Annotated in this window: 16 protein-coding genes and 1 pseudogene; 1 reads left to right on the forward strand and 16 read right to left on the reverse strand. The window is 57.1% G+C overall.

Annotated features, from left to right (window positions below; translation table 11 throughout):
- Window positions 1-8 precede the first annotated feature (8 nt).
- The 14 genes and pseudogenes from CAUR_RS05625 to CAUR_RS05690 all read right to left on the reverse strand — a co-directional run bounded on the left by CAUR_RS05625 (window position 9) and on the right by CAUR_RS05690 (window position 18,274).
- Window positions 9-770 carry a glycoside hydrolase family 16 protein gene (locus CAUR_RS05625; protein WP_242605076.1) on the reverse strand — a complete coding sequence of 254 codons (762 nt, stop codon included), beginning with the start codon at window positions 768-770 and terminating at the stop codon, window positions 9-11.
- 159 nt (window positions 771-929) lie between these two features.
- Complete coding sequence (locus tag CAUR_RS05630) at window positions 930-2,789, reverse strand: glycoside hydrolase family 3 protein (RefSeq protein WP_012256963.1); 1,860 nt, start codon at window positions 2,787-2,789, stop codon at window positions 930-932.
- Between the two features lies 1 nt (window position 2,790).
- On the reverse strand, window positions 2,791-3,855 hold the full coding sequence (locus CAUR_RS05635) for a carbohydrate ABC transporter permease (RefSeq protein ID WP_012256964.1): 1,065 nt from the start codon (window positions 3,853-3,855) through the stop codon (window positions 2,791-2,793).
- Window positions 3,855-4,844, reverse strand: coding sequence for a carbohydrate ABC transporter permease (locus CAUR_RS05640; RefSeq protein WP_012256965.1), 990 nt, complete (start codon window positions 4,842-4,844; stop codon window positions 3,855-3,857). Before CAUR_RS05640 ends, CAUR_RS05635 begins: the two co-directional genes overlap by 1 nt.
- Before the next feature lie 65 nt (window positions 4,845-4,909).
- Window positions 4,910-6,412, reverse strand: coding sequence for an ABC transporter substrate-binding protein (locus CAUR_RS05645; RefSeq protein ID WP_012256966.1), 1,503 nt, complete (start codon window positions 6,410-6,412; stop codon window positions 4,910-4,912).
- An 80-nt stretch (window positions 6,413-6,492) separates the two neighbouring features.
- Window positions 6,493-7,521 (reverse strand): annotated as a pseudogene (locus tag CAUR_RS05650) (LacI family DNA-binding transcriptional regulator).
- A 1,060-nt stretch (window positions 7,522-8,581) separates the two neighbouring features.
- Window positions 8,582-9,802, reverse strand: coding sequence for a phenylacetate--CoA ligase family protein (locus CAUR_RS05655; RefSeq protein WP_012256967.1), 1,221 nt, complete (start codon window positions 9,800-9,802; stop codon window positions 8,582-8,584).
- Window positions 9,803-9,826: 24 nt separating this feature from the next.
- Window positions 9,827-10,618: an ABC transporter ATP-binding protein gene (locus CAUR_RS05660; RefSeq protein ID WP_012256968.1), complete on the reverse strand. Its 792-nt coding sequence runs from the start codon at window positions 10,616-10,618 to the stop codon at window positions 9,827-9,829.
- 81 nt (window positions 10,619-10,699) lie between these two features.
- Window positions 10,700-11,908, reverse strand: a complete 1,209-nt coding sequence (locus CAUR_RS05665) for an ABC transporter substrate-binding protein (protein ID WP_012256969.1) — start codon at window positions 11,906-11,908, stop codon at window positions 10,700-10,702.
- 22 nt (window positions 11,909-11,930) lie between these two features.
- A complete protein-coding gene (locus CAUR_RS05670; RefSeq protein WP_012256970.1) occupies window positions 11,931-12,989 on the reverse strand; it encodes a branched-chain amino acid ABC transporter permease in 1,059 nt (352 codons plus the stop codon).
- 30 nt (window positions 12,990-13,019) lie between these two features.
- On the reverse strand, window positions 13,020-13,901 hold the full coding sequence (locus CAUR_RS05675) for a branched-chain amino acid ABC transporter permease (RefSeq protein WP_012256971.1): 882 nt from the start codon (window positions 13,899-13,901) through the stop codon (window positions 13,020-13,022).
- 20 nt (window positions 13,902-13,921) lie between these two features.
- Window positions 13,922-15,871, reverse strand: coding sequence for a long-chain fatty acid--CoA ligase (locus CAUR_RS05680; protein WP_012256972.1), 1,950 nt, complete (start codon window positions 15,869-15,871; stop codon window positions 13,922-13,924).
- Between the two features lie 50 nt (window positions 15,872-15,921).
- Window positions 15,922-16,731, reverse strand: coding sequence for an ABC transporter ATP-binding protein (locus CAUR_RS05685; RefSeq protein WP_012256973.1), 810 nt, complete (start codon window positions 16,729-16,731; stop codon window positions 15,922-15,924).
- Window positions 16,732-17,470: 739 nt separating this feature from the next.
- On the reverse strand, window positions 17,471-18,274 hold the full coding sequence (locus tag CAUR_RS05690; RefSeq protein WP_012256974.1) for a [LysW]-aminoadipate kinase: 804 nt from the start codon (window positions 18,272-18,274) through the stop codon (window positions 17,471-17,473).
- A gap of 85 nt (window positions 18,275-18,359) precedes the next feature.
- Here CAUR_RS05690 and CAUR_RS05695 point away from each other — a divergent pair, with 85 nt between their 5' ends.
- On the forward strand, window positions 18,360-19,505 hold the full coding sequence (locus CAUR_RS05695) for an N-acetylmuramoyl-L-alanine amidase (protein ID WP_012660607.1): 1,146 nt from the start codon (window positions 18,360-18,362) through the stop codon (window positions 19,503-19,505).
- Window positions 19,506-20,071: 566 nt separating this feature from the next.
- Here CAUR_RS05695 and CAUR_RS05700 read toward each other — a convergent pair.
- Together CAUR_RS05700 and CAUR_RS05705 are read right to left on the reverse strand one after the other, a co-directional pair.
- Window positions 20,072-22,726 (reverse strand): C25 family cysteine peptidase, encoded by a 2,655-nt coding sequence (locus tag CAUR_RS05700; RefSeq protein WP_012256976.1) that lies wholly within the window; start codon window positions 22,724-22,726, stop codon window positions 20,072-20,074.
- Between the two features lie 14 nt (window positions 22,727-22,740).
- The gene (locus tag CAUR_RS05705; protein WP_012256977.1) at window positions 22,741-23,982 is read right to left on the reverse strand and encodes a DUF11 domain-containing protein; all 1,242 of its coding nucleotides are present in this window, start codon (window positions 23,980-23,982) and stop codon (window positions 22,741-22,743) included.
- Window positions 23,983-23,991 lie beyond the last annotated feature (9 nt).

Raw genomic sequence — 23,991 nt, forward strand, 5'->3', positions numbered from 1 at the left:
AGGCCGGCTCACGAGGCCGCACCAGCTTGATACACACGCACATAATCAACCAGGAGCTGCTGGGGAAAGACGGTTGTTTCGTCGGGGTACCCCGGCCAGTTCCCGCCGACGGCTAGATTGAGAATGAGAAAGAACGGATGATCAAACACCCATTCACCCGGTACCTGTTCACGACGCAGGGTGTGGTAGAGTTGATCATCGACGTACCAGCGGATCTCGTCGGCCTCCCATTCGACAGCGTAGATGTGAAAATCAGCCGACAGATCCACTGCACTGACAAATGACTTTGTGATCGCATTTCCACCAGAATAGCCTGGGCCGTGTACCGAACCATAAACAACGGTTGGATTACCGATATTTTCCATAATGTCGATCTCGCCACAGTTGGGCCAGCGCGCAGTAGCGATGTTTTCGCCTAACATCCAGAAGGCCGGCCAGATGCCTTTACCACCAACCGGGAGCTTCATGCGCGCCTCGATCCGACCATACGTCCAGCTCTGCAGATAGTGGGTCTTGATGCGGGCAGAAGTATATTCCCAGGCCATGTACTCTTCATTACGGGCTTCGATAATCAAGACACCATCTTCAATACGGATATTCTCTGGCCGATTGCTGTAGTACTGCAATTCGTTATTCCCCCATCCCCCGGCCCCTTTGTCGAACAACCAGTTCTGCGGGTTGAGCGTCTCGCTCTCAAACTCATCACTCCAGACGAGCGTCCACGGTGAGGGGGTTGGGGTCGGTTCACCGATCACAGGCGTCGTCGGCATAGCAGAGCATCCAACCAGGAACAGACACACTATTCCCAGCCACACTATCTGTCGCCTGATCATGGGTGACAATAATGTCTGCACGGTCTACAACCTTTCCAGACCACCAACGTTTCACATAAAGACCGGCTCGTTATCAGTAGAGGGCAACATCGCCGGTCAGGGCGTCAATCCGAAACCGTAGGGAAAGAGCGGCTGCCCATCACCGCTTCCCACCGGCAACTGATCAAGGCTGCGCGGCCACGTAACCGGCAAGCGACCACGAAACGGCTGATCGCCAAAGAGCACATCGGCGACTCCGGCCCCTTCGCTACCGGGGAGCCATGCCATCACCAGCGCATCCCACTTCGGCAGATCGTCGGTCACCAGCAGTGGGCGTCCGGCGACCAGTACCACGACCAGGCGGACACAGGCTTCTTCCATGCGCCGTAGCACACGGTTCTCGGCAGGGGGCAGACTGAGGCTGGCGCTATCGCCCCGCCCTTCAGCGTATGGCAATTCACCAACGACAGCGATGCAAACTGCGTCGGCTGCACCCGGATCACCGGTGAAGCGACCGTGTTGGTTATATTCAACGACCGTTTGTGGCGATACCGCGGCCTGAATGCCTTCCAGAATGGTTGTACCCGGAATAATCGGGCCGGTACGCCCCTGCCATTCGATTGTCCAGCCCCCGGCCTGGATGCCGAGATCGTGGGCTGCCTGACCGCCGATATAGAGATGACCAATATCCTTTGGCAGCGGAAGCAGATTGGCGTCATTCTTCAGCAGCACTAGCGACTGCGCGACCGCAGTCCGGGCCAGTTGACGATGCTGAGCACTCCCGATCTGATCGGACAACGCTGTATGCGCGAATGGCTGTTCAAACAGACCCATCGCGAATTTGACCGTCAGAATGCGGCGTACTGCGTCATCAATGCGCTCTTCGCTGACGGCCCCACGTTCCACTGCTCGTGTCAGCGAGTCGATAAAGCGTTGGGCATCGTAGGGCACCATATTCATATCGATGCCGGCATTGATCGCTGTAATAACTGCCTGATCGTAATCAGGGCTGATCTGATCGATAGCCGCCCAATCAGAAACCACAAAACCGGCAAAGCCAAGTTCCCGTTTGAGCACGTCGGTCAGCCAATAGGAGCTGGCGTGCATCTTCTGCCCATTCCAGCTCGAATACGAGGCCATAATTGTCTGGGCACCTTCTGCAATCAGCGCCTGATAGGGTGGGAGATGGACGGCTCGTAGAAAGGCTTCGTCGCCGAAGGTTTCTCCCTGGTCAAGTTTATAATTCTCAGTTGTAGACGATCCCCAGGCGGTACCGCCATCACCGAGGAAGTGCTTCGGGGTACCGATCACACGATTTGGGGCTGCGATGTCAGGTGCCTGCAAGCCACGCAGAAACGCACTGGCCAGCGCAGCAACGTGATCTGGACGCTCGGCGTAGCCTTCATAGGTGCGCCCCCAACGCACATCAAGCGGCACCATCACTGCCGGCGCATAATTCCAAAATACCCCGGTTGCCGCCATCTCCAGCGCGGTCGCCCGGCCAATCTGTTCCATAAGCTGCGGATTGTTGGCCGCGCCCAGCCCAATGTTATGCGGAAAGATCACCGCCCCGTAGAGATTATTGTGCCCATGCACCCCATCAGCACCGTAGATAAGCGGAATACCCAGGCGCGTACTGAGCGCCGCCTGCTGAAATTCATTGACCATCGCCGCCCAGGCTGCCGGCGAGTTCTCTGCTTGAGGATAGCCGCCACCACCGCTCAGCACTCCACCAATAGCCAGATCGCGCACCAGATCGGGCGTCAGACTATTCTTCTCGATCAGCGTCATCTGCCCGATCTTCTCGGCCAGGGTCATGCGTTGGAGCAGATCGTTCACCCGTTCAGCAATTGGCGCCGACGGATCGCGGTAGGTGATCACCGTGGCCGTTGGTGGCGGCGAACTTACCGGCGTCCGACCACAGGCAGCGATAAGGATTGGCAGTAGCACGATCACAAGCACTGAATGGAAACGCATACTACTTCTCAAAATTGGTAATCACCACACCTTCAAGGAAGATGCGTTGGGCGAAGAAGAAGACGATAATCGGAATAACCGCCGAAATCAGCGACGCTGCCTGAATCAGATTGGTCGATTGCGAATACAGATTGTTGAACGCCGTCAACCCCACCGTAATCGGAAACTTATCGGGATGGCCGGCAAGATAGATCAGGGGGCCAAAAAAGTCATTCCAGGCCCAGAAGAAATGGAAGAGAGCCACGGCAGTCAGGGCCGGACGCGACATCGGCAGAATGATCGAATAAAAGATGCGGATCGGGCTGGCGCCGTCGATCATCGCTGCTTCTTCCAGATCACGTGGGATCGAGAGGAAGAACTGGCGCAAGAGAAAGACGTTAGTACCCCACGAAAAGAAGGCCGGAACAATGAGTGGGAGCCATGTACCAACCCAGCCAATCTGCAAGAAGACGAAGTAGGTTGGGATCAGCGTAACCGCACCCGGCAGGATCACGGTTGAGAGCATGATCATAAAGAGGATTTGCTTGCCGGGAATGCGGAAGCGGGCAAAGCCGTAGGCAACCAATGCTGCCGATAACACTGCGCCAAAGGTTGTGACACCAGCGTAGGTTATCGTATTGCGCAAAAGATTGGGAAAGTTGATCGTATTCCAGGCCCGGACAAAATTATCCCACTGAATATCAAGCTCCCACGTGCGCTCAAGCTGTCGCCACTGACCTTCCCACTCGATCACCCCCGCCTCTGGATTATTCGGATCGATAAACTGACTCCGCTGCCGACCGGGCCGGTAGAGTGCCAGTTCACGCATCTCGCCATCGATGGGCACGAGATAGACATCGTAGCTCTTCCCTTCATACTCGAAGGTGCGTTTACTCGCCGGCCACCAGGGTGCGCCACTCTCGGAGATTTGATTGTCGGTTTTAACGGCGGTCGTGATCCCATATACCATTGGGATGAGGAACAGACCAAGCACAACCAGGGTCAGGCCGGTAAGCGCAATGCGGGTCAGGGCGAGCCGTGCCGTTTTAGAAAGCGAACGCATGGGAACGTATTGTGTGCGTACCATCACCGTTCCTCCGTTGTGTAAAAGACCCAGAAGCGTGCCGTGCCAAAGAGCACAATCGTGATAATCATGGCGATGATCAGCATCAACCAGGCCAGGGTCGCCCCATACCCCATGCTGAAGAAGGTGAACGACTGCTTGTAGAAGTAGACCATAAAGAAGCGAGTCATCCCTTCAGGAAAGCCGGTACCATTGTTGAGCACAAATGGCGCGAGGAAATACTGCAATGAGCCGATAACGCCCAACACGACCTGGTAGAAGATAACCGGTGTTATCAGAGGAATGGTGATGAAGATTAAACGCTGAAACCAGTTCGCCCCATCGATCTGAGCCGCTTCGTAGAGTTCACTCGGCACGCCCTGTAGACCGGCCAGAAAGATGATCATCGCATTACCAACACCCCATAACCCGAACATCGTGTAGGCATAGTAGACCAGATTGGGATCGGACAGCCAGCGCAATCCCTGCGTGCCGGTTGCCCGAATTCCGGTCAGGCGTTCAATCATGACATTGATCCAACCGGTCTGTTCATTGAGCACACCATTCCAGATCAAGACGGTCGCGACCAGCGGGATCATCGTCGGCATGTAGAAGAGCGTGCGATACACACTCTTGCCCAGCACGTGCTCCGAATTGAGCAAAATCGCCAGAAACAGCGCAAAGAGGAGCGAGATCGGCAACGAGATGGCGGCAAAGTGGATGGTACGACGCAGCGATAACCAGACTTCCTGATCTTGAAACAGTGCTCGCTGCCAGTTGGCAAAGCCAACAAATCTGGCCTGATCAGGAACCGCCGGATTGAAATCGTACAGCGAGAAGCCAAACGATGCGATCATCGGCAAGAGGTAGAAAGCCAGAAAGCCGATAATCCACGGACTGATGAAGAGTAGTCCCCAGCGGATCTCTTTCTTCTCAAGCTGGCTTAACTTCCGCCGCTTCGTTCTGGCAAAAGTACCCCGTAGGGCTTCACTTACATCAGGAACAATCGCCATAACAACCTCCTGGGGGCACCATCGATCCTGTCTTTAGGACAGGATCGATGGTCTGAAACCAATACCTACTTCGCCGCGTCGAAGATCTTCTGTAAATCGGCTTGCAGTTTAGCTACTTCGGCCTCGAAATCGGCATCAGGTGTATTGGCAAGGTAGTTCCAGAACTCGTTATAGCGATCCGTAGTCTCCTGGAAGCTGGGCATCCAGCTCTCGTGGTTCGGATTATCGGCGTAGCTCATCGCTTCCACCACGACATTCCAGTTGATGTCGGTCTTGTTGGGGAAACTGGTCTGGTTGTACTGGGTGAAGTAATCGGATTGGAGCGAGAGCCGGGCTGGCATGCCGCCGTAGATGGTGAGCAATTCACTCACGTGCTCTTTGCTGAGCATGTAGGTCAAGACCTCGAATGCTTCATCAGGTGTCGGGCAGCCTTTCAGAATACCGAAGGTATCGGCATGCATCTTGGCCGTAATCGTCCCGTTGTAGCTCGGCGTGGCTGCCAGATTCCAATCGAAATCAACATTCCCCAGTGCCCACGGTGCCACGTACCACATATGGATGTGGATCATCGCCAGATTGCCCGACGAGAAGGGGCCACCAGGGCCTTGCAGGAAGTCGGCACCACCGTAGGGGCCATTCGGAATAAACCAGTCTTTCCACCAGCCGTCATACGTCCACTTCCAGGCTGCCTTCCAGTGATCGGGAATCTGCGCATTGCCATTGTCATCGACCAGCGAACCGGCGCCGAAGAAGGTCCCAATGCCACGGGGGTCAGTCCATTGGTTCATCCATCCGAACTGAACGATCTTCTCCGGGTCAAAATCGGGTGAGGTGGCATCATTACCATTGGCATCGACGGTCAGCTTCTTGGCCAGTTCGGTAAGCGTGGTCATGTTCCATTCACGCTCGACACCATTCTCATCAACCCACGGCGCACCATGTTCGGCAGGTGGATACGGCAACCCTGCCTCGTCAAACAGGTCTTTGTTGTAGATGATGAAGGAGGGGAAAATCGCGAACGGAATACCGAGCTGGCCCTCTTCCTTCACCTGGTAGAACTTCACCAGATTGGGATCGAAGTCGCTCAGGTCATAGTTGTACTTGTCGATCAACGGCTGAAGGTCAAGCCAGGCGCCCTTGAAACTATCGCGTCCGCGAATACCCACCGGGCCGACGAGACAGGGAGCGTTACCGGCAGCAATCTGGGTGGCCAGGGTATCGAAGGCAACGTTGTTGTCAACAATCTCGATCACCAGTTCAATCTTATCCTGACTGGCATTGAAGCGCTCGACAAAAGCGTTCTGTGCCGGAATTGCCCCCTCATCTGAACCAGCTCCCAAACCGACAAACCAGCGCACTTTGGTACGCCCACTGGTAGCAGCCTGGGTGGGAGCAGGCGCCTGAGTCGGTGCCGCAGCCTGGGTCGGTTCTGCAGCCTGGGTTGGTTCAGCAGCAGGTGCGGTGGTGGGCTGGGCGGCGGGGGTTGAAGGACTGCTGCCACAGGCAGCATTGAGGATCGTGGCGAGAATAAACGTGAGGCTAACGAGCAGGACTTTGAACGACTTCATCTCATTTCCTCCTCTGGAACTACTACACCATTGTGTTGGACACAGGTCGGGGTACGAGTTTTTGCAATGTGGCGGTATCTTCACCCCCTTTCTGAGTCGCGAATGCAACTTTCACGAATGATCAGCTCGGTAGGCAGAATAACCCGCTGTGGTGCAGGTTCGGAAGAAGCGATAATCAGGTGATCGAGTAAGAGCCGGGCCGCGGTCTGACCCAGTTCATTGATCGGCTGCCGAACGGTCGTTAACGCCGGTGTCATTGCTGCGGCGAGCGGAATATCATCAAATCCGGTCAACGCAATATCACGCGGAACAACCAGATCGGCAGCACGCAAGGCTTTGAAAGCGCCAAGCGCCATCATATCGCTGGCCGCAAAGACGGCATCGGGCAGCGGGTCAAGCTGCAAGAGCATCTGCATCGCCGCAAAGCCACTCTGTTCGCTAAAGTTGCCCTCGACGACGAGTTCAGGTTGTACCGGTAATCCGGCAGCGGCCAGCCCTTAACAATACCCGGCATAGCGATCTCGTCCGGCAACGATATTCATTGGCCCGGTAATGGTTGCGATCCGGCGGTAACCTCGTCGAATCAGGTGATCAACCATCATACGCGCACCATGACGATTGTCCACATCAACATAGGGAATAACCGGATGCGAGCTGATGCGCCCAACTGACACCACCGGAAGCGTTTCTTGTTGTAGCCATTGCGCCAGAAATTCATCTTCGATTGCCGATGCTACGATCGCACCATCGAGAAAGCCGCGCCGACCAATATGACGGTAGGGATTGCCAGTTGTATTGGTCGCCAGCTCCAGCATGATCGAAAATTCCCGCGCATTACAGACACAGGCAATCCCTTCGATCAAGAGCGGAAAGTACGGATCGGCGAACAGGGTGTGGATCGACTGCGGAATAATGATCCCAATCACCTGCGACCGACGGCTGGCCAGTGAGCGCGCAGGATGGTTTGGTTGATAATTGGTTTCGCGAATAGCCTGCCAGACCCGCTCGCGCACTGCCGGGTTCACATGCGGGTGATTGTTGAGAACCCGTGATGCAGTTGATCGCGAGACCCCGGCCCGCCGGGCAATTTCGTCAAGGGTAATATGCATATCTGCCACCACTCACTGGGAACGCTTCCAACTGGCCTTATAGTACAAAAAAGGAGCAGGTCTGGCTTTTCAAAAAGCGCGAAGCACTTGTACAAAACCGTGAAAGCGCTTCCAGTCATGCGTTTGCTGATCGGTTGCGGGTAGTGTGCTGATCTACACCATCGGGGTTGTGGCAGTGCAACGGTGAGTACGAGGGATACATCGCCCTGGCCGGGGCCTATGCATTACCCACAACTGGTGACAACCACGTGCGTATCAGCGAGTATGATCGCCATAGGTGCTATGTTGGGCGACTGGCCCGGTGACAGTGCACCGCTCCAGCCGTGCCAGCACGTGCTGGATGGGTTGCCTTACACGCGCATCATGTGCGTGTCGCACAGTTTGGAGTGCGGCAGCCATGCTGCCGCGCCAGCCGTACTCACGATCCGGCGCGTGGCATACCGTTACCCATCCTGGTCACGGGGGTGCTGAATGTGCTCGTGTCGCTCATCGAGTCGGTCAGGCATGCATGCGATACCTTCGCGTAGACGTTTGGTTGTACCAGGTTCGTGCCTGCGCACCAGCGGCCACGGCCGGCACCTGACGGCGGTGGAGAGGAATGCCTCCACGCAGGCTGGAAGCCTGCGCCACGGAAAGCCCGCGCCACGGGGAGCACGTGCAGCCTGTCATAACGCAGCGTGACATGTGGGTAATGCATAGGCCGGGGCGGGGATGTGGGTTGGCGCAAATTGGCGGGTTGTGGGTTGACGGGTTATGACCCGGCGGGTTAAAACCCTGCCTCAAGTCTTGCACGCTCCTTCGGGGCTGCCTGAAGGCGGGGAGATGCTTCCATACCTGCGCAAGGAGAGCGCCGGCGGGTTACGGGTTGACGGGTTATGACCCGGCGGGTTAAAACCCTGCCTCAAGTCTTGCACGCCCTTCAAGGCTGTTTGGCGGTGGGGAAAGGGTTCCGGGCGTGCTGATACGTAGCCCCACCAGGACTGCCACGTCGTCAGGTAGGGCTTCAGCCCGCCTCACGGCACCACCCGCCTGGCGGTAGGTCGTGACCGCCCGGCCAGGATTAGTCCCAGGTGCGCAGATCGACAAACGGTTTGGCATCGGCTGGCAGATCGCTAACCAGCTCTACCCGACAATGCAGTTTCAGCGCTTCGTGGAGCGCCTGCGCGGCACTATCACGAAGGTGTGCAGGATCGGCATCGGCAGTCGGCACAAGCCGACAGATCAGCTCGTCGCGGTGGTTTTCACGCACCACAACCGCCTGATACGCCTGCAAGCCGGTCATACGCCGCATCGCCTCGGCAATATGCCGGGGATGGACAAACAACCCTCGCACCTTGACACTCTCTCCACTCCGACCGAGCCACCCTACCAGGCGCGGGGTTTGAATGACGGTTGCAGTTGTTGGCTCCATCAACGCAGAGAGGTCGCCAACCGCAAAGCGGATCAGGATGTAGTCGCGGCGGAAGAGCGTTACCACAACTTCACCAGTCTGCCCAGGCGGTACCGGTTCACCGGTATTCAGGTCGCAAATCTGCACCAGAGCATCCTCAGGCAGGTGCCAGCCTTGCCGCTCTGGGCCGTTGTAGCCGAGGTTTCCTGTCTCGGCAGTCCCGTAACCGTCATACACCAGAATACCGTACTGCTCTTCAAACAACGCCCGCAGTGATGGCGGTAACGGTTCGGCAGCGACAAAGGCTTTGTTCAGCGGCCAGGTGCGCGGATCATGACCTGCCTCAACTGCTCGTTCGAGCAAGGTTTTCAGATAGCTCGGCAGGCCGGCGTAGGCGGTCACACCGAGCTGGGCCATCACCTCGATTTGCTGAGCCTGATTACCAACCCCGGCTGGAATGACTGCACAACCAACCGCACGCGCACCCTCTTCAAACATCACACCGGCAGGCGTCAGGTGATAGCCAAAACAGTTAATCACAATATCATCAGGGCCAAAACCGGCGGCCCGAAACGCCGGTGCCCAGCGCCACGGGTCTGGTTCATCAGACTCAGGATCGTAGATTGGGCCAGGAGATTGAAAAATGCGGCGCAGCCGTGATAGGGGCACCGTGAGCATGCCACCTAACTGTGGCCCTTGACGTTGCAATTCCACCAGTTGTTCTTTGCGCAATATCGGCAGCCGGCTCAAATCGGCGGTGGTCTGAATATCAGAGGGTGTCAAGCCGGCCGAGTCCATACGCTGGCGAAACGCCGGCGAATGCTCATAGCCGAAAGCAACAATCTCACGCACTCGTTGATCAAAACTGGCGTAAAATGCCTCAATATTCATACCATCCTCTTATAGATAACCCGATCAGGAGAGCCAGCGCTTGCGGCGCTTGTAGTGTTTGACGTCACGATAACTCTTGCGACTACCAATCTCGTTTAAGCCAAGATAAAATTCGCGCACATCGGCGTTATCTTTCAAATCGTCTGGCGATCCATCAAGCACAATCCGCCCGTTCTCCATAATATAGGCGTGATGGGCAGCTTCCAGCGCCAGTCGCGCATTTTGTTCAACCAACAGAATCGTTGTTCCCTGCTCGCGGTTGATACGGCGGATGATCTCGAAGATTTCGGCGACCAGCAGTGGCGCCAGGCCGAGCGACGGTTCATCGAGCATAATCAGTTTGGGATGCGCCATGAGCGCCCGCCCAATCGCCAGCATCTGCTGCTCACCACCGCTGAGAAATCCAGCGATCTGGTTGCGACGCTCTTTCAGGCGTGGAAAGTATTCATACACCAGCGCCAGATCACCGGCGAAGCGGCGAAATGATTGGGTGTAGGCGCCGGCACGGAGATTCTCTTCGACCGTCAAATGCTCGAAGACGCGCCGTCCCTCCATCACCTGAAAGATGCCCATCCGCACGATCTCGGCAGCATCTTTTTTGTGGATCGGCTGGCCCTGAAACAAAATCTCGCCGTCGGTCACTTCACCGTTTTCCGGCTTGAGCAGCCCCGAAATAGCTTTGAGGGTTGTACTTTTGCCGGCACCGTTTGAGCCGAGCAGCGCCACAATGCGCCCTTCCGGCACTTCCAGCGACAACCCCTTCAGCACCAGCACCACATCGTTATAGATAACTTCAATATTGTTGAGTGTCAGCATATGCAAGAGGGCAACCGCAGCGATTGCCTGCTATGAATGACCGGTGTGTTGTCAATAGACAACACACCGGTCACGTGTAACTTACCGCGCACTAATGAAATCAGTGATCGCTACCCACCTACCATTTTCAACCCGGAACATGCGGGTTGACTTCACACCGGCGTGATCGGTGGAGCTGAACTGCACCGGCAGCGTTACCCCCTTGGTGTCGATGGCACCCATCGTCTCCAGCGTATTCTTGATATTCTCACCGGTCAGCTCTTTGCCGTCCGCCAGTGTTCGCTCGATACCGGCCACCAGAATTGACAGTGCCGTCCACCCCTGCACGAAGGTGCTGTCGGCACCGCCGTAGTCAATATTCTTCTGGCGAGCGTAATCAAGCGCAATCTTCCCACCTTCCGCTTCGTGGTTGAAGGGCACCACGCCAACAACACCTTCAGCGTCGGCCCCAGCCTGCTTGATCAAAATCTCGTTTGCGCACCAGTTGAGGCAAACGAATTGTACGTCGTAACCCAGGCTTTTCGCATTCTTGATCGCCAGTGCCGCCGGGCTAGAGACGTTCTGCAAGAAGATGTAGTTGGCACCGTAGTCGCGAATCTGGGTCAACTGTGGCGTCAAATCGGTTGCACCACGCGGCGAAGGAACCTCAAGCGGGGTATCGATACCCTGCGATGTGGCAAAGGCCGTACCATCGGCCAGTGGCGAACGACCGAAGGGGCTATCGTTGATCAGATAGGCAAACTTCGGCATCCCACTGTTGCCCTTCGCCTTCCAGTCATCAATCGCCCACTTCATCGCGATAATCAACTGGTCAGAGTAGGTCGGCGCAACCAGGAAGTTGTAAGGCGTTTCCGCCGGATTGGCCAGCGTCGCCGAGTACGAGGCCGAGATGAACGGAATCTTGTCTTCGGTAATCTTGGGGCGAAGCGCTTCGGTATCGCCGGTACCCCATCCTGAGAAGACCAGCACCTTATCCTGGGTTACGAATTGCGTATACAACTCTTCCGCCCGCGGCACCTGATACGCATAGTCTTCGCTCACCAACTGCAAGCGCCGCCCGTTAATGCCGCCCTGTTCATTTTTCCAATCAATAAAGGCAATCTGTCCGCGGGCATAGGGCGTTCCTACGTCGGCTGTTGCACCGGTCAGGTCAAAAATCGCGCCAATCTTGATCGGTTCACTGCTTGCACCACCACCTCCACCTGTGCCACCGCCACCACATGCTGCCAGCATTGTGGCAACCAACGCCATTACCATCCACCAACCGAACGTGCGTTTCCACCTGTGCATGCCATCCTCCTTGCTACACACCTCAGTAACTGAACGGCCATAGCCGGAAATAATCTTTAACATTGCGCCACATCTTAACGATGCCTTCCGGCTCGAAGATGAGGAAGAGGATGATTGCCAGACCAAAAGCACCCTGCTGAATATACGGCAGATACGAGTTGATGTCGGGAACGACGCCACTCAGCGTGCGGGCCATATTCGACAGAAAGGCTGGGAGCAAGATCATGAATGCAGCGCCGTAGATTGATCCTGAAACGCTCCCTAAACCGCCGATAATAATCATCGCCAGGTAGAGAATGCTGGTTTCGATAGTAAACCGCTCCCACGAGATCACACCACGGTAGTGCGCAGTCAGCGCACCGGCCAGACCGGCGAAGAATGAAGACGTGGCGAAGGCCAGGAGTTTATACCGAAAGAGATCGACACCGATCACCTGAGCCGCAATGTCTTGATCGCGGATCGCAACAAAGGCGCGCCCGGTACGGGTTCGGAACAGATTGCTCACGAAGATAACCGTCAGGATCAAAAAGGCGAGACACACCCAGTAGAAGGCAAAATCATTGTTACCGAGCCACTCCATTGGCAGACCGAAGAGATTATTGGTCGCCCGCGGTAACGAAAGTGACTCGCCGATGCCGAGCAGTTTGCCGTGTGTCAGGAGCCAGATGATAATCTCTTGCGACGCGAGGGTGGCAATCGCCAGATACAGACCTTTCAGGCGCAGTGACGGCAGACCGAAGAAGGCACCAACTGCCGCAGTGAAAAAGCTGGCGATAGGAATGGTCAGCCACATCGGGGTACCAAGATGCACGGCCAGCAAACCGGCGGTATACGCCCCGACCGCCAGAAAGCCACCATGCCCGATACTGATCTGTCCGGTGTAACCGACCAGAATGTTCAGGCCGATAGCACCGATTGCAGCGATGGCAATCGTGTTGGCCAGATTGAGCCAGTAGCGGTCGGCAAACCAGGGAAAGATCAGCACTGCCACCAGAACAAGGACAATCCGCATCCGTTGCGGCCAATAGGGGCGCAGACTGACATCACTGGCATACGTGGTATGAAATGTTCCGCTCTGCATAGGCAACCCTGTCTGTATGGTCTGTATCCCCTACACCCGCTCGATAATGCGCTGTCCGAAGAGACCGTAAGGACGTACCAGCAGAATGAACAAGAGGATGATGAACGGCACAACCTCACCTACTCCCCATTCGGGAGGCAGATAGCCACCGGCGAACGATTGCAACAGACCGATGATCAGCCCGCCGATAATTGCACCCGGAATGCTATCGAGGCCACCGAGAATCACGACCGGAAAGACGATCAAACCAACCCGGGCAATGGTGCCGGACACACCACCGAAGATGCTCATCAGCAAAATACCGCCAACTGCGGCGGTAATTGCCGCAATAGCCCAGGCCACCGCCCATACCTTCTTGACGCTGATACCCATGCTGAGCGCCGCCTGTTGATCATCGGCCACCGCACGCATGGCAATTCCATCACGGCTGTAGCGGAAGAAGAGGGTTAAGATCACGAAGAGTGTAATAGCCAGGCCAAATGCCCAGATGCGATCCACGCCAACATTTGCGCCTAAAATGGTGACCGTGTCGGTAGGTAGAAATTGCGGGGCCGGACGTGGGGTGACACCCCAGATCGCGCCGACAATTGCCCGCAACAGCGACGATAGACCGATGGTGACCATAATCACCGAAATCGCCGGCTCACCAATCATTGGTCGCAGCACCAACTGCTCGATCAGCACGCCGGCAACCGCTGCCAGCACAACCGCCAAGACCACACCTGCCGGCCACCAGAGGCCGAACTGCTCGACCATAGCGTAGGTCAGGTAAGCACCGATCAACAACAATTCGCCCTGCGCAAAATTGATCACGTCGCTGCTTTTGTAGATCAACACAAAACCGAGCGCGACCAGCGCAAAAATGGCACCGTTTGCAATACCACTCAGGGCAAGCTGAATGAACCGATCCATGCCGCTCTCCGTTGCTTCAACTAACGAACTGCCATCCGCGACGGTGATGCTGCCAGTGTCGTCGCCGGATCATCTATCTCTTCGATCCGCAGGCGCGTCTTGATCAGCGCAGTCCGCCCATCCTGATAGGTGATCGTGGTCTCGATTTCAAGTTCGTCCTGATCGCTATAGAGCGCATCGACAATCTCTTGATAACGTTGGGCGACCAGACGACGGCGTACCTTACGGGTGCGGGTCAGTTCACCATCATCGGCATCAAGCTCCTTGTGCAACAGCAGAAAGCGGCGAATCCGTGCTGCCGGGGGTAAATCGGCATTGGCGCGTTCAACATCTTTGCGGATGAGGGCGTACACCTGCGGCTTCTGCGCCAGATCGGTATACGTCGTGTAGGAAATTTGAGCGTTCTCGGCCCATTTACCGACATTCGCGAAATCAATGTTGATCATCGCGGTCACGAAGGGCCAGTCACCACCGAAGACCACGGCCTCTTTGATGTATGGGCTAAACTTGAGTTTATTCTCAATAAACTGTGGCGAGAATTTAGTGCCGTCGTGAAGAGTCATTACATCCTTGGCTCGATCAATCACGATCAGATGGCCATCTTCATCAAAATAGCCGGCATCGCCACTGTGCAACCAGCCATCTTCGAGCGCTTCTGCGGTTGCCTCCGGATTTTGATAGTATCCCACAAAGACAGAGGGGCTTTTAACCAGAATTTCGCCATTTTCGGCAATCCGAATCTGGGTATTTGGCAGCGGTGTCCCCACAGTTTGAAACTTAATCTGCCCATCACGATGGATGACGCTCAGGCCGGCACTTTCCGTTTGCCCGTACACCTGTTTCAGATTCACCCCAATCGCGTGGTAGAAGCGGAACACATCAGGGCCGAGCGCGGCACCGCCGGTGTAAGCCCGTTTGAGGAAGCGCAGGCCAAGATGGTCTTTGAGCATCTCAAAGACCAGCAGGCGCGCCAACCCATAGCGCAGGCGCAGCCAGAGATCGGGCTGTTTCCCGCTGAAGCGGGTATCGGCCATCTCGTACCCCTGGCGCATTGCCCACTCGAAGATCGCACGTTTGAGCGGTGTCGAGTCCTGAATCTTCACCTGCACCTGCGAGAGCATATTCTCCCAGATGCGTGGTGGCGAGAACATCACCCGTGGCCCGATCTCGCGAATATTCTCTTGGACGGTACTGGCCGATTCCGGGAAGTTGATGGTAAAACCGCACTGCATACCGGCGGCCACAGTCACCATCTGCTCTCCCACCCAGGCCAGCGGGAGGAAGCTGACAAACTCATCATCGGGGCCGAGAGGATCGACAGAGAGCAGACCGGCACCCTGGCTGATCATGTTGCGATGGGTCAGCATGGCCAGCTTCGGCTTGCCGGTGGTACCGGAGGTGGTCGAGAGAATGGCTACATCATCAGGTTTACCGGCAGCGAGTTCAGCCTCAAACAGACCCGGATGCTCGCGATCATACGTCCGGCCAAGCTCTTCAATAGACGGAAAATCGGCGAGGTAGGGCTGGCGATAATTGCGCATGCCTTTCGGTTCGTAGTAGATTACCTTCAACACCCCTTCCAGCCGCGGCCAGATTTCGATGATCTTATCGACCTGCTCTTGATCCTCGACCACGATCACCCGTGCGCCGGCAGCCGAGACGATGTAATAGACCTCTTCGGCAACTGAGTCCTGATAGACCCCAATCGACATTGCACCGATGGTTTGGGCGGCGAACTCGGCGTACAACCATTCGGGGCGGTTATCACCGAGAATGGCAATGACATCACCGCGCCGAACCCCCAGCGCGTGTAATCCCATCGCGAAGGCGCGCACGTGGTCAGCAAACTGCCGCCAGGTCACCGTTTGCCAGATGCCATAATCCTTTTCGCGCAGGGCCACCTTATCGCCAAAACGTTCCGCGTTCTGAAAGAGGAGCCGTGGTAGAGTTGTCTCCGGTATCTGTATCATCGTCCCACCCGATAGTGACATCGCCAGTTTCCGCCGGTATATCGCCCAGGTTATACTGTTGGCATCGCGTGTTCACGGCCAAGATAGGCATCGATCACCTTCGGATCACTGCGCACCTCAGCCGGGGTACCATAGGCGATCAGTTGTCCAAATTCAAGCACAGCGACCCGATCACTGATGTCCATCACCACACCCATATCGTGTTCGATCAGGACAATGGTTGTACCGTATTCCTCGTTAATATCGAGGATAAAGCGAGCCATATCCTCTTTTTCTTCGTTATTCATGCCGGCCATCGGTTCATCGAGCAGGAGCAGACGCGGATTCATTGCCAGCGCTCGCCCCAGCTCGACCCGCTTTTGCAAGCCATACGAGAGCGTCCCCACCATCTTCTTGCGGATCGACTGAATTTCGAGCAGATCGATCACCTGCTCAACAAACTCGCGATGCTCAACCTCTTCCCGTTGGGCACGCCCCCAGTAGAAACCGCCACTGAAGATACCGCTGCGCATATGGATGTGACGACCAAGCATCAGGTTGTCAACCACCGTCATATGGCGGAAGAGTTCGATGTTCTGAAATGAACGGGCAATGCCAAGACGGGCAATCTGGTGGGGCGGTAGGCCGATGATGTTCCGGCCTTCAAAACGAATTTGCCCTTGCTGAGGGCGGTAAAGACCACTGATACAATTGAGCAGGCTGGTCTTTCCGGCACCATTCGGGCCGATAATCGCCTGGATCATGCCGGGGTAAATGTTAAACGTAACCGATAATAGTGCTCGCACACCACCGAAGCTAAGCCCCACATGATCAATCTCCATTTGGGGCGCCGGTAGTGTTGTTGAATCACGATGCGTCATGCGATCCTCATTGATAATGCACGAAACAACTACGCACCGCTTAACCGATCAATGACCCAACAATCTTTGCTGAGTCCGTGATGATCGATTAATTACTCTCGTACTGGACGGGGAATATCCAAAAATTATTATAACGAAGTTTGAAAGATCGCGCAAATACTTTGTGGAATAGTGGAATGGTGTGAGAAGCGGCTTAAAGATCAACCAGACTAGAACTTATTTCATTAAGCTGTGCTATCGTTCTCCCAGACGCATGAACGCTTGCCAATCACCAACGACAGCCTGCCCTGCTCCTGGCCCGTTGGCAGAGGGTCGGGCCATCACGCGCTGGATGGGGTACCTTGCCCGCTCGGCATGCGCGTGTCGCGACGTTTGGAGTACGGCAGTCATGCTGCCGCAGCAGCTGTGCTCACGATCCGGCACGTGGCACGCCGTTGACCCTACCGGTCAGGTGGATGCCAGGTATGCTCGTTACGATCATAGCGTTGGTCAGGAATCCTTGCCAAAGCCGGGGGTGACGAAAACGCATGTCGTACCCGTTCAGCAGGGTGATCGGTGCGACACGCGCCGGTGGGTGCGGAAGTCTGCCTTCCGCACGCCAAACCACAGCACACACCCATCATGGAGAATAAGGTGGATGGAAGACATCGCCTCTACCTCCCTTGCCGGTGTGCCGAACACAGGGAATGCTGTCTGAGGCACGTTGTCCCTTTCGCTGGCACAGCCTGACGCGATAAGTTTACACAATGTGGGTTCCGCCACCATTCAATGCCTGACTCACACACGCCGGAATCCGGGCATCGGCAAGGATCACGCGCTGCACCCCACCGGCCAGGGCCTCCTGCGCACCGAGCAATTTTTTCTTCATCCGACCGGCAGCATATGTCATGGATGATTCGAGATCATTGCGGGGGATATGGGTAATCAGTGATGACTCGTCTGGGAAATTGCGCAGCAGGCCCGGTACGTTCGAGAGCAGGATGAGCGTCTGCGCACCAATAGCTGTCGCAATGGCCGCTGCGGCACGATCACCATCGACGTTCACCGCTTCGCCGGCCTCCGAACAGGCCAGCGGGGCCACAACCGGCAGGTAACCGGCAGCGAGCAGCATGTGCAACAGATCACGATTGACCTGCTCGATGGTACCAGTCCAATCGTCGCGCAGGATCATCTGCCGTCCCTGTTCAATGACTCTGATCGTCGCTTTGCGCTTCCCGGACAAGAGACGGCCATCAAGCCCGCTGAGACCAAGTGCCATCACACCGCGCATGTGCAGGCGTTCAACCAGTTGCTTGTTGATCAGGCCGGCAGTCGCCATCATAAAGATTTCGAGTGTGCGGCGGTCGGTATAGCGACTGGTATGTCCGCTCGGCGAGGTGACGAACCGCGGCGGATGGCCAAGCGCCTCACCCAAACGGTTGGTCTGATCTGAACCGCCGTGAACGAGAATGAGCCGTTCACCGGCACGCCAGCGTTCGGCAATATCATCGCAAAGCGCATCGTAATCGTTACCGGCACTACCACCAATCTTCACCACGATCATGACATTCCTCCCATAGTTAGGCTCTCAGCAAATTCTTAAACAACAATTGTCAAGTCAATGATATGATACCGGCATGAAACCGAGAATGATCTCTATTCTAATCTACCTGCTGGTCTTGTCCGCCTGCTCATCGGCCACACCGATTCAACAACCGGTGCCGACCGCTGAACCATCGTCGGTTGCAGTGGCAGCGGTGGTAACTGCCACTGCGTTACCAACAATGGTCTTGCCGACACCGTTCCCATCCCCAACTGCAACGCCACAACGGGTTGCCCAGGCTGCACCGGTGAGTGATCTGGTGGCCGAACCGGTCGTTCCTTCACCAACCACTCAACCGGGTGTTATCCCCACCCCGACACCACGGCCACCCGGCACACCCCCGCGGGTCGGTTTGCAGATTGGTCATTTACGTTCAAACGAACTACCGGAAGAACTGGCCCACTTGCGAACGTCAACCGGAACATACTGGCAGAACATTCGCGAGGTCGAGGTTAATGAGGCAATTGCGATCCGCGTGCGTGACATCCTGGTTGCGGCTGGAGTTGAGGTTGATCTGCTGCCGGCGACGGTTCCACCCTCATACGATGCTGATGCGTTTGTCGCCATTCACGCCGACGGTTCTACGGCTGGGGCCCGCGGCTGGAAGATTGCCACGCCCTGGCGCACCTCAGCCGCGAGTCGGGCATTGATGGAAGCAGTAGCTTCGACCTACGGTGTCATTACCGGTCTGCCGGAAGATCGCAACGGGATTACGATCAATATGCGCGGCTACTACGCCTTCAATTACCGTCGCCATACCCACGCGATTGCCCGTACTACGCCGGCCATTATTGTCGAAACCGGATTTCTAACCAATGCTGCCGACCGGACGATTATCGTCGACCGGCCAGACCTGGCGGCACGGGGGATTGCCGAAGGGATTTTGAAGTATCTCAATCAGCGCGATCCAAATGACGGTGCTGCCTTGCTGCCCCCCGAATGGCCGATTCTTTACACCAGTGTTGAGGCAGCAGTTCGTGCAGCGCCATCGGCGCAGGCGCGAATTTTCGTCCAGGCTCCGCCAGATAGTCGAGTGTTTGTCTTTAATCAGGAGGGTGACTGGTACGAGGCAATGGTACGTGTCGGTGACACGCGCTATGTGGGTTGGCTGCGCGTCGATCAGACCCGACCGGCCACACCGGCAGATAACCCTTCAGCACCACCGGCAGAAGCACCGGCGACCAATCCGTAAGTCTTGACTGATACCGGGTGTCATTCAGGTTATCAGAATCGCGCTGGTGTACTGCCGGACTGTCACCAGGCAGCCGCTGATGGATCGGCACAGACGCACAAATTCGGTTCACGCTCCATCGCATGCAGCGGCAGCACCAGCCCACTCGCTCCCTATCAGGCTGGTGCTGGTTGCAGCACTGCGTGGCGACACGCCCCTGGCCTCACCCGCCCCCACCCCAACCTGTCCCCAGCGGGGGCGGGATTCATCTGCGCAGGCAGGGTGGTGAGTGAGCCGGAGGCTCGTGCTCCCAGGGGACACCTCATCTGGATGATGACGGAGAGGCGGGTTCCGTAGGGGCGGGTTTAGAACCCGCCCCTACAGACGGTGTCTTTACCCGTTCACCTTACCACACAAGGGATGCGGTGAATGGGAATGTCTTGCATCACGCGCCGTGGATGGTTTTTCAGATGTGATCTCAGCCCTCTACTCTTCCCTCTCTCGCTGCGCGGGAGAGGTGCCGGGGGTGAGGGCGTTCATGGCTTCTTTAAGCCCTATCTACCGAACACGCTCGCAGCCGAAACTGCTCAGCGCTGGAGCAGCGGCACATCCACCCGGTAGAGTGGCCGCGCCGCTACCGGTGTCAGCGGATCGCCGAGCAACAGGAATGTCCGCAACGATGCCGGCGCCTCGCCACTGGCGGCCAGTTCGGCATAACCGGCAGCCACCAGGTGACCGAGCGGCGGTGGCGAGGTTGCGTGCCAGCTCCAGAGAGCTTCCACAAAGCCCAACAGCAGTTGACGATGACCGTAAGCGACCCCGAAGCCGCTGGAACTCCAGGCGGCAATCGCACCGCCGTCAGGATTTAAGACCAGGGCTTCATCAATGGTCGTGCCCCGAAACGAGGGATGCTGAAACGCGCCGGTCAAACACGTCATACTCAACACAACCGGCAACGCCGAACCATTGCGCAGATCGGTGGCCGTATCGACGTTGAGCAGAAATGGCTCGTCAACACCAAAAGCCGTAAATGCCCACTGAAACTGCAAGCCATGACCGGCGTAGACAAGCAAGCCGGCACCCTGGTTGAAGGCCGCAAATGCCTGCTGACGCGCCAGGTTGGCATCAGCAATCCTGCCCTCACCGCCATCCGGGTTGTAGTAGACGCGAGTAGTACTTGTTTGCGATGGTTGCAAGCCGATAGCATCGTCGAGCATAGCCGCAAAATCACCGCTACTGTCGGGATTGTCGGCCAGATAGACGGCATGACGTTGCCAGGCACCCCGGCTCTGCTCGTAGGCAAGCATTTTTGCGACCAGCCGACGCAGCTCTTCCGCAGTCTTCACCGGCAGGCGTCCGATCCAGAGATCGGCCTGAAAGAGGGTTTCAGCCGTTGGATCATCACCGTCCAGTTGGGCAAAACAGACTTCACAGGCCGTCTCGCCCAACCACGGGTCTACCTCGGCCAGATACGGCGGAATCAGTGTCGGCCAGCCGCGCCGCAGATAATCGCGTGGGTCAGAACTGCCATCACCAACCAGAATCACCGCCTCTGGAGCAGGCGACCAGGTCGCGGCAGCGTAGCGCAGAAAATCGCGGATGGCCCGCGGATCAGGTTCGCCACCACTCCAACCGGCATACACATCTTCGACGGCAATGGCTAGCGGTGACCAGCCCTGGGCCTGGCGACGGGCAAGCAAAGGTTCCAGTTCACCAATCAGCGCTCGCGGCGCAATGTAGATCGCCCGCGCCTGCCGTGGGGTCGTCACATCAACCGGATTGTGACGCGCTACCAGCGGTGTGTGCAGTGTGGCCGAACCGGTCACCAGATAGCGACGTGGCGCAGGTGCATCATCGGCAAAGGTTGTACCGCTAAAGTGCAACCGCACCGGTTGGTACGGATCACTGATGTCGTACACCGCACTTCCAGGCGCCATGCCGGTAAGCGGATAGGCAAAACGCCCGGCCTGACCGCTAAAGATCGCACCGGCAGAGGTGAGGTTAATCTGCGCCGGCGCCTGGTAGAGGAGCCGATCCAGATAGATGCGGTCAATCCCACTGATCGGATCGAGGGTCAGCGTGAGCACCGTCGTCGGCGACGGCAGCGTTATATCGGCGCGATGGCTACCGTGCCCGCTCCACTCCAGCGACGTACTCCAGCCGTTCCCGGCAGCCACCCGCAGCCGATGCGTACCACTGTGCCGCACCAGCGTGGCCAGTTCAAACGTTACCTGCATCGAGCCACTGGTGGCGAATGGCAGAGTTGGGGTGATCGTCAGGGTCGTGCTGACCGGTGCGCCTGCACTGGCATCGAGCTGACGGCGAAAGAAGTAATCGCCATCAAAACCGGCCAGCGTCGACTCATAGATGGTCGGCGTTTCATCCGGCCCGCTTCCGCTCACGGTGATCCCTGCCGGTACATCACCGGCCTGTGGCTGCGCGGTTCGGCTGGCCATCAGGTTCAGACTGGCCCCCGGCTCAACCGTGAGCCAGTAACGATCAGACGCCGACCAGCGATCTCCGGGGGGAGGTGCGTAGAAGCGCAGGGCGGTCACGCTCGCGCCACCGATCACCGGTTCCAGCGGCAGCGTTCTCCCGGCACGGTAGAGGCGCAATTGCGTCAGCGCGACCTGATCCAGATCGAGGCCGAGCGAACGCAACGTGTTCGCATCAATCTCCTGGATACCTTCCGCCGAGACATCGATTGTCCAGGCCGGTCGTGTCGCAATCGGGTCGGGCAGCGGGGCACTACTCAGACCCACTGCCGGCTGATGATGGGTTGGAGCCAGCATTGCTCCGGCGACAAATGCCCGTAGCCATAGCGCCTGCCGGGGGCCATTGGGCGCCCGGTAATAGGGAGAGATTTCATACAGGGCCAACCGCATGCCTTGCCGATAACCTTCACCGAGCAGACGCAGGGGCGCCGTCGGTGGTGCTGGGGCGAATGACGGCAGCGGTGGGCGCGGCTCGCCATCGACAACCACAGTGGGCAGGGATGGTAGGGCAAGCGGCCTATTGAGTGGCTGGTCTTGCAACTCGCGCAAGACAGGCGACGGTGAAGCATCCGCCGTGAGGTAGAGTAACAATCGTTGCGGCTCAGATGACTGATCTGCCGTCCAGACAATCTCAACCCCATCGGGCCGTTGGTGCAGGATCAGGCCGGTGGATGGCTGCGCCCAGGTTGCAGGCGCAGCCACTACTAAAAGTGCGGCAACAGCAAAGAAGAGACAAAGACGCCGCATAGAACTCCGAATTCCTAACGATATGAACGTCGGCGCACGAACGCGCCAATACCAATCGCAAGCAGTGCCAGACCCATCAGGATCAGCAACGAACGCGACACATCGCCTGCGGTTTGGGGCAGGGAAGCCGGCGGCGAACCGAGTGTTACACTACCGGTATTGTTGTCCGTCGTGATCTCACCACCACTGGTGCGCACCGTAGCCGTATTGAGCGAATTTGCTGAGGTGAGTGGTGCAGTCACCTGTGCCGTCACCTGCACGACAATGATGTCGCCAGGGGCAAGCGTTGGTGCAGTGACTGTCACCTGATTGCCGTTCGTCTGCACATCGCCGACGGTGGTAGTTGCGCCAATCAGGCGCAACACCGGCGGGAGATTATCGCTCAGCGTCACATCACTGGCCGGCGCCCCACCGATGTTATGCACCGTGATGGTATAGACAACGTTGTCGCCAACCTGAGCGATAGCCGGGTTTACCTCTTTCGTAACGATCAGATCGGGAAGCGCAGGCAACAGAGTCGCGCTGCTGGTATTGTTGTCCGTTGTGATTTCGCTACTGCTGGTGCGTGCCGATGCCACATTACGATTCTCCGGCGGAAGTGGGGCGGCAATCAGTTCGGCCTGGATGGTGATAGTCACGCTTTCACCGGGGGCAAGCACCGGAATGCTCACCGTGACCTGATTGCCGACGGTCTGCACCGTACCGCTTGAGGCACTGACATTGACCAGACGGAGAAATGCCGGTAAGGGGTCATCAACCACCACTTCACTGGCTGCTGCTCCACCGATGTTGCTCAGCGTTAACGTATAGACGACCTGATCGCCTACCTGGGCAACCCCAGGTGAAACCGATTTGCTGAGAACGAGATCGGGACTCGAACCAGGCGCATCTGGTGGCGGACTGGTCGGCGTGCTGGTTGGTGGCACCACCGGTGGACTGGTCGGTGTGCTGGTTGGTGGCACCACCGGTGGACTGGTTGGTGTGCTGGTTGGTGGCACTACCACAGTTGGCGTGGTGGTGCCCACGCTGGTGGTCGGCGTGGTGGTACCCACACCGGTGGTTGGGGTGGTGGTGCCCACGCTGGTGGTCGGCGTGGTCGTGCCTGGTGTTCGCGTCGGTGGCTCAGCCGTGCCCGTTTCAGTGATGCTAAGCGGTGGCGCCGCGGTAACTGCCCCGAACGGTGTCGTCAGTAGAAAAGCCAGCAGAATTCCCCCTCCGATAACGATTGGTACTAAACGCCAGAACTGGTCTCTCATGATGGTTCG

The organism is Chloroflexus aurantiacus J-10-fl (assembly GCF_000018865.1).
GTDB lineage: Bacteria > Chloroflexota > Chloroflexia > Chloroflexales > Chloroflexaceae > Chloroflexus > Chloroflexus aurantiacus.